The 10,955-nt window shown below is 66.3% G+C and carries 13 protein-coding genes and 3 pseudogenes; 8 read left to right on the top strand and 8 right to left on the bottom strand.

The features are described 5' to 3' along the window. The first annotated feature begins 152 nt into the window (after positions 1 to 152). On the top strand, positions 153 to 674 hold the full coding sequence (locus AQJ58_RS43470) for a hypothetical protein (RefSeq protein WP_159056317.1): 522 nt from the start codon (positions 153 to 155) through the stop codon (positions 672 to 674). A 5-nt stretch (positions 675 to 679) separates the two neighbouring features. Next, the gene (locus AQJ58_RS43465) at positions 680 to 931 is read left to right on the top strand and encodes a hypothetical protein (RefSeq protein WP_159056316.1); all 252 of its coding nucleotides are present in this window, start codon (positions 680 to 682) and stop codon (positions 929 to 931) included. Between the two features lie 99 nt (positions 932 to 1,030). Here AQJ58_RS43465 and AQJ58_RS43925 read toward each other — a convergent pair whose 3' ends face one another. Beyond that, on the bottom strand, positions 1,031 to 1,273 hold the full coding sequence (locus AQJ58_RS43925; protein WP_324613820.1) for an ATP-binding protein: 243 nt from the start codon (positions 1,271 to 1,273) through the stop codon (positions 1,031 to 1,033). Beyond that, positions 1,210 to 1,958, bottom strand: a pseudogene (locus AQJ58_RS24580) (transposase family protein). Before AQJ58_RS24580 ends, AQJ58_RS43925 begins: the two are co-directional and overlap by 64 nt. Positions 1,959 to 2,201: 243 nt before the next feature. Between AQJ58_RS24580 and AQJ58_RS24575 the strand changes: the two are divergent. Further along, positions 2,202 to 2,948 carry a transposase family protein gene (locus tag AQJ58_RS24575; RefSeq protein ID WP_067253598.1) on the top strand — a complete coding sequence of 249 codons (747 nt, stop codon included), beginning with the start codon at positions 2,202 to 2,204 and terminating at the stop codon, positions 2,946 to 2,948. Between the two features lie 5 nt (positions 2,949 to 2,953). Here AQJ58_RS24575 and AQJ58_RS24570 read toward each other — a convergent pair whose 3' ends face one another. Next, positions 2,954 to 3,724 (bottom strand): alpha/beta hydrolase, encoded by a 771-nt coding sequence (locus tag AQJ58_RS24570; RefSeq protein WP_199844669.1) that lies wholly within the window; start codon positions 3,722 to 3,724, stop codon positions 2,954 to 2,956. A 1,615-nt stretch (positions 3,725 to 5,339) separates the two neighbouring features. Between AQJ58_RS24570 and AQJ58_RS24565 the strand changes: the two genes are divergently transcribed. Continuing rightward, positions 5,340 to 6,269 (top strand): catalase family protein, encoded by a 930-nt coding sequence (locus AQJ58_RS24565; RefSeq protein WP_067253592.1) that lies wholly within the window; start codon positions 5,340 to 5,342, stop codon positions 6,267 to 6,269. Positions 6,270 to 6,326: 57 nt separating this feature from the next. Continuing rightward, positions 6,327 to 7,205 carry a LysR family transcriptional regulator gene (locus AQJ58_RS24560; RefSeq protein WP_067254210.1) on the top strand — a complete coding sequence of 293 codons (879 nt, stop codon included), beginning with the start codon at positions 6,327 to 6,329 and terminating at the stop codon, positions 7,203 to 7,205. Between the two features lie 151 nt (positions 7,206 to 7,356). On the opposite strand, the gene AQJ58_RS43460 is transcribed toward AQJ58_RS24560, so the two are convergent. After that, the gene (locus AQJ58_RS43460) at positions 7,357 to 7,566 is read right to left on the bottom strand and encodes a nuclear transport factor 2 family protein (RefSeq protein ID WP_067253588.1); all 210 of its coding nucleotides are present in this window, start codon (positions 7,564 to 7,566) and stop codon (positions 7,357 to 7,359) included. 112 nt (positions 7,567 to 7,678) lie between these two features. Between AQJ58_RS43460 and AQJ58_RS45700 the strand changes: the two genes are divergently transcribed. Further along, complete coding sequence (locus AQJ58_RS45700) at positions 7,679 to 7,906, top strand: hypothetical protein (RefSeq protein WP_067253585.1); 228 nt, start codon at positions 7,679 to 7,681, stop codon at positions 7,904 to 7,906. A 212-nt stretch (positions 7,907 to 8,118) separates the two neighbouring features. Here AQJ58_RS45700 and AQJ58_RS24545 read toward each other — a convergent pair. From AQJ58_RS24545 to AQJ58_RS43450, 3 genes and pseudogenes are all read right to left on the bottom strand, one after another. Next, positions 8,119 to 9,250: pseudogene (locus AQJ58_RS24545) on the bottom strand (GTP-binding protein). Positions 9,251 to 9,256: 6 nt separating this feature from the next. After that, positions 9,257 to 9,427 (bottom strand): 50S ribosomal protein L32, encoded by a 171-nt coding sequence (rpmF, locus tag AQJ58_RS24540; RefSeq protein ID WP_067253584.1) that lies wholly within the window; start codon positions 9,425 to 9,427, stop codon positions 9,257 to 9,259. A 135-nt stretch (positions 9,428 to 9,562) separates the two neighbouring features. After that, positions 9,563 to 9,706: a hypothetical protein gene (locus AQJ58_RS43450; RefSeq protein WP_159056315.1), complete on the bottom strand. Its 144-nt coding sequence runs from the start codon at positions 9,704 to 9,706 to the stop codon at positions 9,563 to 9,565. Between the two features lie 29 nt (positions 9,707 to 9,735). Here AQJ58_RS43450 and AQJ58_RS41355 point away from each other — a divergent pair. Next, positions 9,736 to 9,864, top strand: a pseudogene (locus AQJ58_RS41355) (HAD family hydrolase); the annotation flags it as partial. Between the two features lie 142 nt (positions 9,865 to 10,006). Here the strand turns inward: AQJ58_RS41355 and AQJ58_RS44715 are convergent. Then, on the bottom strand, positions 10,007 to 10,156 hold the full coding sequence (locus AQJ58_RS44715) for a hypothetical protein (RefSeq protein WP_234360274.1): 150 nt from the start codon (positions 10,154 to 10,156) through the stop codon (positions 10,007 to 10,009). Positions 10,157 to 10,375: 219 nt separating this feature from the next. Here AQJ58_RS44715 and AQJ58_RS24535 point away from each other — a divergent pair, with 219 nt between their 5' ends. Continuing rightward, a complete protein-coding gene (locus AQJ58_RS24535; protein WP_067253581.1) occupies positions 10,376 to 10,663 on the top strand; it encodes a hypothetical protein in 288 nt (95 codons plus the stop codon). Positions 10,664 to 10,955 lie beyond the last annotated feature (292 nt).

Below are 10,955 nucleotides of genomic sequence, written 5' to 3'. Positions count from 1 at the left end.
TACCCCGTTCCCACGGATCAGTGGGCCCATCTGCTCAGTTTGATCTCTCCCGCTACCGCTGTGGTGGAGCTGGTGCGTGGTACTACTGGCGCGGCTCAGCCGTTTCCGTTCGCCGCTACGGTAGGAGGAGGATCCGCGCTCGTCGTCTTCCCATGGGTGGCGAGTCGCTGCGTGCGGTGGTCATGATGGCAAGTGTTATTGCCGAAGGAATGGCGCATATTCGTCTGCAGTTGTCGGTGAGCCGATCCCTGTGGCTTCCCATGATCCTCTCCGGGCTCGTGGTCCCGGTCGGATGCGCGGCTACATTCGCTTGGCCGTTGGTCGCGGCCGAACGAACTCGCGTGGTTGCTGGTGCTGTCGTGCTCTCCGCACTGATATTGACGCTCGCGCAGACCGGAACGAGCCCCGTCGACGATCGTGTACAGGGCCGACGTGCCCTCCTACACGTCAACGGTGCGACGGCACACGGTTATCTCGCTGGTCTGGCTGGTGATGCGCTGATCCGTGTGATCTTCCCGATCATGGTCGGGTGGGTTGCTTCAGCTGTGCTTGGTGTTGAGATCGCCCCAGTTGGGGTCTGGCTGATCTTCGCGGTTCTCTGTGTGGCGACACTGACTGGCGTGGGCTTTTTGTTCAGTTCAGTGGTTTCTTCGCCAGAGTCCTCCACCTGGTGATCAACATGGGCATCGTCGTCAGCCTCGCGTTGACCCCACTGTTCTACAAACTCAACGCGGTGCCGATGGTGATGGAACCGATAGTTCGCTGGTTGCCAACATCGCTTGCCGCCGACGGCATTGACAAGAGTTTTCGATCTGAAGGCCAGTGGACGGTCGATCTATTGGGCTGTGTGGTGTGGAGCATTGTGCTGACTGTTTTGGGGTGGTGGCGGGCAGGACGTCGATTCATTACATCAATGAGCGATCACGGATAGTTCGTGACGGGCCAAGGGGCCGCACGTTCAAATCCTGTCAGCCTGACGGGCAAAACAGGGCCGTTGACATTGCCGACTCGCCAGTATTGCGTCTGATCTTTATTCAGCGGGCTCGGCGGCCGCGGGTACGCGACCCAGATCTTTTTCTTTCAAACGGTAGCTGGTGCCCTTCGTGGCGACCACCTCGGTGCGGTGGACCAGCCGGCCGATCATCGCGCCAAGCACGACCTCGTCGCCGAAGACCTCGCTCCATTTCCCGAATCCCTTATTGAGCTCCTTCAGTGTTGCCGCTCCAGGGTGAGGACGGCTTTGGTGATTGACGTCATGCGGTTGGGGCTGCATCGGGACCTGCGGAAGATCCGCCAGGACTTCAGACGCGCGACACCGCGTTCGACCGGCGCCCGTGCCGCGGCCAGGGCCCGATTCCGGGTCTTCTCGGTGAGGCTGAGTTCCTGCAGGGGTCTGCGTTTGATGCCCATGGTCAGCCAGGGGCCACCGCCCTGGTAGGCGAGATCGGCCAGGATCGGGACGCCACGGCGCTCGCAGATGCGGATGATCCGGTGGGTGCGGGCCGCGGTCAGGTCGTGAGCTCGGCCCGGCAACGCGGGTGGGAGCCACAACAGCCGGCCGTCCGGATCGGTGACCACCCGCACGTTCACGCCGTGCCGACGGTGCTTGTGGGAGTAGTCGGCCCGTCCGTCGCCGACCCGGTCGCACTCGGCGAGCGTGCCGTCCAGCAGGACGAAGTCCGCATCGGCCTCGCGCAGGACTTTCAGCAGCCCCGGGGCGCGGTAAAGCCAGCAGGTTGATGATGGCGCTGCTGTAGGCGTGCGGTGGACTCGCTGATCCCGAACCCGGCAGCGATCTTCGCCAGGGTGGTGTGCTCGCGCAGGTACATCAGTGCCACCATCGCACGCTGAGAGGGGCGGAGCTTGCAGCGGCGGTCGCCCTCACGGATGACGACGAGCATCGTCACCCACTCCACGAGCGCATGTGGCAGGTCGAGTGCGGCAGGATAGATGACCAACGAGGCCCCCGAGCAACGTGATTGAGACGTCAGACACCTCGATCAACAGCCCGGGGGCCTCGCTCGTTGCGCTTCGCGGCCGTCACCTGATCGGTGGCCAACTCGAAGAAGCTCACTGAGCGTTTTCAGCGTGACCACTGATCGGGTGACGCCTGTGGGGTCGAGGTGAGGGCCGCAACGCACCAAGCCCCCGCGCCGTTGGGGAGGTGTTCGAAGTCTCAACCCATCGGCACAGGAGCCCTGTTGGCTCCCTATCCTGCCGCACTCGACCTCCCGCATGCCCTCGTCGAGTGGGTCACGATGCTCATCGTCACGCGTGAGGGTGACCGACGGTGCAAACTCCCGCCGCACCAGCGGGCGCTCGTCGCTCTGGTGTACCTACGCCGCCGCGACACCCTTACCCGGCTCGCATCCGGCTTCGGGATATCCGGCGGCACCGCCCACGGGTATGTCACCGCCGTGACCGTCCTGCTCGCCGAAGGGGCCCCGGGCCTGCTCAAGACACTGCGCGAGCATGATCCGGAGTTCGTCCTGCTGGACGGGACACTCGCCGAGTGCGACCGCGTCGGCGACAGCCGAGCCGACTACTCGGCCAAGCACCGCCGGCACGGCGTGAACGTCCAGGCCGTCACCGACCCCGCCGGAGAGGTCCTGTGGATCTCGCCCGCGCTGCCGGGCCGCACCCACGACCTGACCGCAGCCCGCACCCACCGCATTATCCAGATCTGCGAACGCCAGGGCGTCCCGATCCTCGCCGACCGCGCCTACCTGGGCGCCGGCCCCTGGGTCACCACGGGACTCAAACGGTCACCGGGTGGTGAGCTCTCCCTCACCCAGCGCACTGTCAACCTGGCCCTGGCCGCGGCGAGAGCACCAGTCGAACGCGGCATGGCACGGCTGAAGTCCTGGCACATCCGCAGGTCCCGGATCAGCCCCGACCGCATGACCGTCATCGCCAGAACCGTCCTCACCTTGGAGAGGCAACGCTGAAACGCTCAGTGCACGGTGTTGGCGGCGGCGACGATGGCACGGTCGACCGCTCCCGGGCTGATCGAAGGAACATCGTGGCCCGAGCGGGTGTAGCTGATGTGGGCGCCCACTCGGCGGGCCGCGAACTTCTGGGCGACCGTCGGCACGGCGTGGTCCTCGGTCGAGACGACCGCCCACTTCGGCGTCTGCGCCGGTGGATTCACCGTGGCTTTGTCGGTGAACGCCGAAAGGGCGACCGGCTCCTGAGTGACCGAGGCGACCTGGATGTCCGACTTCGACAGCCCATTGCCGTAGACGGTGCCGAACTTGTCGGCCTTGAGGTACACGTCGGTGTCACCGCCGGGCAGGGGAATAGTGCGGAAGTTCTCCGGAATGAGCTGCGATCCGGGGAACTGTCCGATCAGGGAGCCGGCGGTTTCTCCCGCCTTCGGAATGAGAGCCGCCACGTACACGAGGGCCTTGACCTTCGACGTCTTTGCGGCGACCTGGCTGACGACCTCTCCTGCGTAGGAGTGGCCGACCAGCACGACGGGGCCCTTGATGGTCTTGAGCTGTGCCTCGACGTAGGCGCTGTCGAAGGCCAGGCCGCGCAGCGGGGTGTCGATCGCGAGGACCGGGTAGCCGTGGCGTCGGAGGTAGCCGATTTCGTTGTTCCAGCCGGAGGAATCGGCGAATGCCCCGTGGACCAGGACCACCGTCGGCTTCGCTCGGTGCTCCGTCTGCTTGGCGACGGTGTGATGATTCGCGCCGGTCGCGACAGCGCTCGCGTTCGTCACGGCCAGCGAGGCTACGAGCGCGCCACTCGCAAGCCCGGCAGCCGCCAGCGCTTTGATTCGAACGGTGGACTTCATGTGGCGTTATTCCTTTGGTCAGTTGCTTAGCGAAATTTGCTGGGGAGGCGGTCGTGGTCCGTGTGAATCGGAACTCCATCGGGGTGCCCACCCGCATTGCTTGGTGAAAACGACTATGGCGGCCGCAACCGCAGTCCGCCAATGCCGATCCTGCTTCCGTCCATGCCGATTCGGCATGAGTCGGCTCTAACGTTCCTTGTTCTCAGCGGGCAGGCCCGAGATGTCAGAATTTCCGGAGCTGAATTTCTGACCTTTGCCGTACCGAGTTCGTCGTGCTCCCGGCCTGACTCGCCGATTTGTACTGTCGGCCCGGTGGCATTGCCGCCCTCTCGCGGAGGCTGCCGTGGTGGTGCTGACGTAGTGATCGGGAACTGCCGACGGCTCGTCGCAGCAGCGCATCGCGAGGCTTCCGTCTGATGTCCCAGGGGGCGAGGTCGGGCCCAGATGTCGGTGCTGTGGGTGTGGCCAGGTCGAGCAGGGTGGCGTTCGGACAAAGAGGGGATCCGGGCGCGGGCCGGCCCTCTCGTGAGAGTGCTCCGGTCAGGATCTGCGGCCTGAGGCTGCAACGGGGCGTGGCTGGCATCGGTGTTCGCGAATCGAGGGTGCGGGAAGGTCGTCGCCTGGACGGTGAGTCGTTCGCGTGGTTCGGATCGTCTGGTCGCCGTCATCGCTACGGCGACTGGCGACGGTGAGGAGGGCCTCTGTACTGCTGTCATGCCGGTTCGACATGACAGTGCAGGTGATCGGCATTGGCATGAAAAGTCGGGTGACGCAATGCTCGGTGGAAGACGGAACTCGGCTTGAGGAAAAGGTTTTGACAATGCGTCGTCGCGGCTCGCTGGTGCATGAAGGACAGATGTCCATGCACCTCTGTCCTGTGCCGCAACGTGACGGAGCTGGGGGCTCTCTCGGGCTGGCCGCTCGTTGGGCGGTAGGTGAACCCCCTGGTACCGCATGTTCCCGCAGAGGCCCACCAACTCGGTGACCTCGCTGCCGGGTCGGGCTTCCGGGCACCGGCAGGCGGGGGCAGGAACATGACAACGTTCCACAACATCGTCGGCACCTCAGATCGGGATGGACGCCCTCGCTGTCGCCGACTCGGAGCTGAAAGTGCACGGCGTCGACGGTCCGTGTGTCGTGGACCCTCGGGGTTGCCGTCCATGTGCAACACCGGAGTCAACGCGACTGTGCTGCTCGTCGCCGAACGGGATGCCGATAATCTCCGGCACGATATGCCACATCCCTGAGTACCCGTTGGGAGAAAGGCCGCACGGTGGCCCTGAATGCGAATGAATGAGAAGGTGCGGTAGTGATGAAGTTCTTGTGGCGGATGGTGGATGAAAAGCTCGTCGGAGCAGTGATCTACGCACTTACGTGCAGGCTGCTCCGCGGCTTGCCTCGAATGGGCGTCGCGTGTGTGGACACACAACAACCACGAACGCCTGCACAACAGGGCTGAAGTCCCTGGGCGCCGACGCCGGCGTCAGGCCGTGGCCGCCTTCTGTCCAGCAGAGGGCCCGAACAATAAGAAGGTTTACCTATGCCGAGCACTCGATGGCGCGAAGTGTTTCTGCCTGATGAGAGTACCCAGCATGAGGAACAGGCGCACGTTTTCACTGAACTGCAACGCAAGCGCATGAAAAAGCAAGGCCACGGCAGAGCGCTGCACCGTAATCAAGTGGCTGCTCTGAGAGCCGCCTTCGTGGTGGAAGAAGATCTTCCTGATTATGCGAGGCAAGGAATTTTTGCCACTCCTACTGCCCTTGAGGCGCATGTTCGGCTGTCCAACGGAAACTTCTCCGCCGACCGGACTCCCGACATCCGCGGGTTCGCGATCAAGGTGTTCGGGGCTTCGACGCCGTCGTCCGCCGATGTCGAACAGAACTTCACGCTGGTCAGTCAGGAGACCCTGAACGTCCGTGGCAGCGCGGACGTCGTCGGAATCGTCGACCTCTCCACGAGTGCGCCCGGCGCCGCGCTCCGTAAGGCCGCGATGAAGCCGCAGCTGACCCGCAGTGCTGTCGCGAACTTCCGGGACATGGTGAAGCCGTTCAGCGGATTCGCCACGCATGACTTCTTCAGCGTCATGCCCATCACGTTCGGCGGCTACGCGGCACGGTTGAAGCTGTGCGCCGCCTCGTCGGAGATCAGCAAAGAAGCGCGCAAGGATCTGGCCGCCGACATCTGTGCGCGACTCGCCGACGGCGACCTGGAGTTCCTCTTCCAGGCCCAGTTCTTCGAGGACGAGAGTCGTACGCCGATCGAAGACTCCTCTGTCTCATGGGACGCGCCGTGGCTCACCGTGGCGCGGCTGCGCTTGCCTCGGCAAGCGCCGGACGAGGCATTGGCGGAAACCGTCGAGAAGAGCAGCTTCAACGCTTGGATCGCGGCAACGGAGCATCGACCTCTCGGAGAACTGATGCGTGCCCGCCAGGCAGCCTATTCGCTCAGCTGGCGCAACCGGTCTTGACGTCGGTGCTCTGGCCCGGCCCCACCATCACCCATCTGTTCGATTATGATGACCCTCATGGACCTCGAATTACGCCGGGTTCGCTACTTCGTTGCCGTGGCGGAGGAGTGCAGCTTCGTGCGGGCAGCGAGCCGCCTCTACATGACGCAGCCGGCGCTCAGCCGTCAGATCCGAGCGCTGGAGGAGGATCTGGGCGTGGTCCTCTTCCAGCGCGACCGGCAAGGCACCGCACTGACGCGGGCGGGGCACCAGTTGCTGGAGGACGCCCGGCCGTTGCTGGCGATGGCGCAGGCGGTGCAGCAGCGGGTGCGGACGGCGAGCCGGGAGGTGAACCAGTTCACCATCGGCTTCATGCCGGGTGTCATCGTCACTCCCATCGTGCGGGAGTTCGCCCGGATGGCGCCGCAACTGGACATCGATGTCGTCCACACCTCGGTCACCGACCAGGTTGACTTCCTGCTCGACGGGCGGGTGGACGTCTGCTACGTCCGACTGCCGCTGCCTGAGGGCATGTTCGAGGTGGTCCCCCTCTTCCCGGAGCCACGCGTGGTGGCGTTGTCCAGTGAGCATCCGTTCGCGGAACTCAAGGCGGTACATGTAGAGGACCTGCGCGACATGACCTTGTTGCAGGATCCGAGGGACGTACCCGAATGGCGCGGCCGCATCCCGCTCGATCCGGTCGCGCCGCCGGGGGACAGCGGACGGTTCCCGTCGACGATCGAGGAATGCCTGCAGAACGTCGCCTTCGGGTCCAGTTGCTATGTCATGCCGGCCGGCATGGCCGGCTTCTACCGCCGTGACGACGTCGTCTACCTGACGCTGGAAGGCGTCGCACCGCGCATGGTCGCCCTGGCCTACTCCAAGCACCGGACCATGCCCGAGCTGCTCCAGTTCGCCGAGCTCTCCCGCCGCATGCTCGGCCCGGGCCCGGATTGATGCCCGGGCCCGCTCGCCGAGCATGATCGGACAATGACCGCTGCCCGCCCGGCCCCGGTCAGTCAACAGCGGGTTCCATCGATGAGACGGGGCCCTCGGGGACGGTGTACGCCCCTTCTGCTTACGGTGCCGAAGGGGGCCGGTCAGCTGTTCAGCCCAAGGGCGGCAGGAGGCCGGTCTGCACGAGGAAGCCCGCGAAGTTCCAGTAGTCGCGGTTCTCGGTGATGAGTCCGTCGCTCCGCACGCCGATGGTGACGCCGGGGCACTCGAACCGCTTGCCGGTGGCAGGTATCCCCAGTTGGGTGTTGGCGCGGTCGTGGGTGCCGGAAAGGATCCACTCGAACGAGTCGCCCGATTCCACGACCTTCCCCAGAGCGAAGAAGTAACAGCAACAGGAACGGGACGCCCCGGACGGCGACGGCCGTGAAGACCGTCCACCAAGCCGCGAAGGGCGGGGTAAAGAGGTCGAGCGCGTGCGCAGGCCCGAGGACCCAGGCCACCCTGGCGACCGCGACACCGCCGAGGACGACGTCCACGAGCGTCCGCGTGACGAGGCGTACTGCATCGGCGAGCCCGCCACGGCCCCCCGCGCAATCCTGATCGCGCACACCACTCGCTTCGCCGTACGACACCACGGACGCACCGCACGCGCGATGGAGGCCGTGCACCCGCACACCCCCGGCAGGAATCAGGCAGAGTGACGGCTGCGTGGTTCCCAGACCAGGGACCTTTCAGCGCCGGCGGTGGCGGAACCTCAGGTGACTGGAGCCCTTTCGCTCGGGCGTGGTATAGCGGGCGCGCCGGTTCTCGGCGCGACAAGCGCATCCGTTCTCTCCCATGACGGTCTGCCGTATCGGAGTGGGTACCGGGCCGGGCGGTGCAGTGGCCGCGTGCGCCGCCCGGCCCGGGGTCTTCAGGCGCCTGCCAAGAGTCCGGGATGCTCATGCTCGCAGGTGTCGTCGATGCCGTAGGTGTCCCAGGCGGGGAACGGGTCCGTGGGTGGCGGGCTCTCGTCGTAGGCCATGAGGCAGTCGGTCAGTGCCGCGTGCAGGGCGTCTCTGTGCAGGTGCGTGCCGATGAAGACCAGTTCCTGGCTGTCGGCGCTGTCGGTGTCGCGGGCGGCGGAGGGCTCGAAGCGTGCGACGGAGCCGGCCTGTGACCACAGGCCCGTCACGTTCGGGCGGCTGGCCAGCGTGAAGAACCCCTTGGAGCGCAGGATCTGCCCGTACGCGCCGCTGTCGAGGTCCTCGGTGACGAACGTCGGTCGAGGAGATCCCGTACTCCTCCGTCTCGGGGACGTGGTCGCCGTTGAGCTCCCTCACCCAGCCGGGGGCCTGTTGGGCCCGTTCCAGATCGAACAGCCTGGTGCCCAGTACGTCGGCTGCTTTCACACGGCCCTGGACGGCGGGGACGATGCGCGCGGCCGGGTTGAGGCGGGTGAGCGTCGCCCGCAGCCGGTCGGCCGACTCCTCGTCGACGAGGTCGAGTTTGTTGAGGACGATGACGTCGGCGAACTCGATCTGGTCCATCAGCAGGTCGCTGACGGTTCGTTCGTCGTCCTCGTACTGGTCCAGGCCGCGCTCGGTCACCTCGTCGCCGCTCGCCAGCCCGGGCAGGAAGCCGGCGGCGTCGACGACCGTCACCATGGTGTCCAGGCGGGCGATGTCGTCGAGGGTGGCGCCGTCGTCGCGGGCGAAGGCGAAGGTGGCTGCCACCGGCATCGGTTCGGAGATGCCCGACGACTCGATGAGCAGGTAGTCGAAGCGGCCCTCGCGGGCCAGCCGGTCGACCTCCTCGAGCAGGTCGTCGCGCAGAGTGCAGCAGATGCAGCCGTTGGTCATCTCGACCAGACGTTCCTCGGTGCGCGACAGGGCTGCCTCGCCGCCGCGCACCAGGGCGGCGTCGATGTTGACCTCGCTCATATCGTTGACGATGACGGCGACGCGCAGTCCCTCACGGTTGCCGAGGACGTGGTTGAGGAGGGTGGTCTTGCCCGCACCCAGGAATCCGGACAGAACGGTGACGGGCAGTCGGTCGAAGGGCATGTGCGGTCAGCCTCCGGGGCGCAGCAGCCCACGCTCGTACGCCTTCACCAGCCGCTGAGGCACCAAGTAGGGAACGCCGTCGACACTGATCGGGACGAGCGCCGGCGTGGTCGCCTTCCACTGGGCGCGGCGGTGGCGGGTGTTGCTGCGGGACATCTTCCGCTTGGGAACGGCCATGGGTCCTCCTCCTGAGTGGGTGAGCAGGAAGCACGCTATATGAAAACGAATGCCATTACTACTTGTGAGGGTCGGCTGTGCCTCGCGGTCTGCTCCACGGCGCCCGAGGTGGGCGATGTGGAGTGGTGGTCCTGGTCAGTGCACCCGCCGCTCCTCCAGTGGTGCGGCGCGCGGGTGTCCGGCGGTGTCGCTCGACAGGTGCGGGGTGTGGCCCACGAGGCGTGCGGAGCTGGCGACCACGGCGATGCTGCTGGTGTTGTGCAGCAGGGAGGCGAGCACGGGGATGATGGAACCGCTGGCGCTCGCGGATCGGAATCACTGACGTACGAGCCGGACTCCTGCCACAACACAGGGCGAGCGCGGTGCAGGAGCTGGAGGGCGCGGGCCGCAGGGTGCTGGTCGTCGGGGACGGGGTCAACGACGCGCCCGCGCTGGCAAATGGAACGGCTTCAACGTAGGAACATCAGCCCCACCCGCATGAGCGGGGGAACCCTTGCTTCACGTGTTAACCGCGGATGTCACGTCAACGGCGTGTGTCGAGCGCACGCGGAATGCGGGGGCGGGTGGGCTGGCCCATTGTCACCGTCTTGCAGCGGAGCCCAGTTGGCTCTCGTCAGAGGAACCCACGGCCGCTCCGGCTGCGATGACGGCGACTGCCATTGCATGCGCGAGCGCGGTGCGTGAGCGAACCCCGAACTTGCGGTAGACCCGCGACAGGGCACCTTCCACCGTCTTGACGCTGATGAACAGCTCCGCGGACTTCCCGGTTGGTGGCCCTGCCGCCGATCAGTCCGGCGATCCTGGCTTACATTCCTCGGCATCGACCCGGCCACCCTGGACCCCGCCCCACCCCACCCGGCGCACGCCGACTGGCTCGCCCGCATCGACATCCACTCGCCCGACCGGCGCCGCTGCTCCTGCGGGGCGCTCGCGGTAGCCACGCGCGTCGTGGACGTCGTCGGCCTCGGTCTGCGCTGGCACGACCAGTGCCGGGATTGCATGATCGCGGGGATCCGGCTGAACTGGGCGGCCGGCAGGCCGGTGGCGGGCCGGCACCGGGTCACCGTGTGCGCGGGGGAGCGGCCGATGCTGGAAGGCTGGTGGGACGAGGTGGCCACCGCGGAGGACAAGACCACGAGGTGGATCGGCGCGTACGGGGGCGGAGACCGAACCCGCATCACCCTGGACGACGAAGCGACGGGCACCCGGCTGATGAGCTGGCCGGAGGAGCCGTAGACCCGAGGGGCGATCGCGGAGGCTGATCGATCACTGGCGATGCCCGCGGCTACGGTGGCTGCCGATCGACCGTTGTCGCAGCGCTCATCGGGATCGGGCGCTGCGGCCGTAGCCCAGCTGGATCTCGCCTTGTGCGGCGGCGAGTCGCAGGAGTTCGGGGACGCCCTGTGCATGGGCGTAGGGCTGGAAGGGGGGAGCAGGTCGTCGACGAGGCGGACGCAGCGGGGGGCTCCGATGCGGCGGGCGCGGAGCAGGGACTTGGTGGCGGCCGCTGCGGCGGGTTCGGGTTCTT

Source organism: Streptomyces sp. DSM 15324 (assembly GCF_001514285.1).
Taxonomy (GTDB): domain Bacteria; phylum Actinomycetota; class Actinomycetes; order Streptomycetales; family Streptomycetaceae; genus Streptomyces.
Note: the sequence above shows the minus strand (reverse complement) of the source record. Positions and strands in the feature narration are given on the sequence as shown.

Excerpts from the sequence above, each read along its gene's own strand:
- AQJ58_RS43470 (WP_159056317.1), top strand. The coding sequence starts at position 153 with ATGGGTGGCGAGTCGCTGCGTGCGGTGGTCATGATGGCAAGTGTTATT.
- AQJ58_RS43465 (WP_159056316.1), top strand. The coding sequence starts at position 680 with ATGGGCATCGTCGTCAGCCTCGCGTTGACCCCACTGTTCTACAAACTC.
- AQJ58_RS43925 (WP_324613820.1), bottom strand. The coding sequence starts at position 1,273 with ATGCAGCCCCAACCGCATGACGTCAATCACCAAAGCCGTCCTCACCCT.
- AQJ58_RS24565 (WP_067253592.1), top strand. The coding sequence starts at position 5,340 with ATGCCGAGCACTCGATGGCGCGAAGTGTTTCTGCCTGATGAGAGTACC.
- AQJ58_RS24560 (WP_067254210.1), top strand. The coding sequence starts at position 6,327 with ATGGACCTCGAATTACGCCGGGTTCGCTACTTCGTTGCCGTGGCGGAG.
- rpmF (WP_067253584.1), bottom strand. The coding sequence starts at position 9,427 with ATGGCCGTTCCCAAGCGGAAGATGTCCCGCAGCAACACCCGCCACCGC.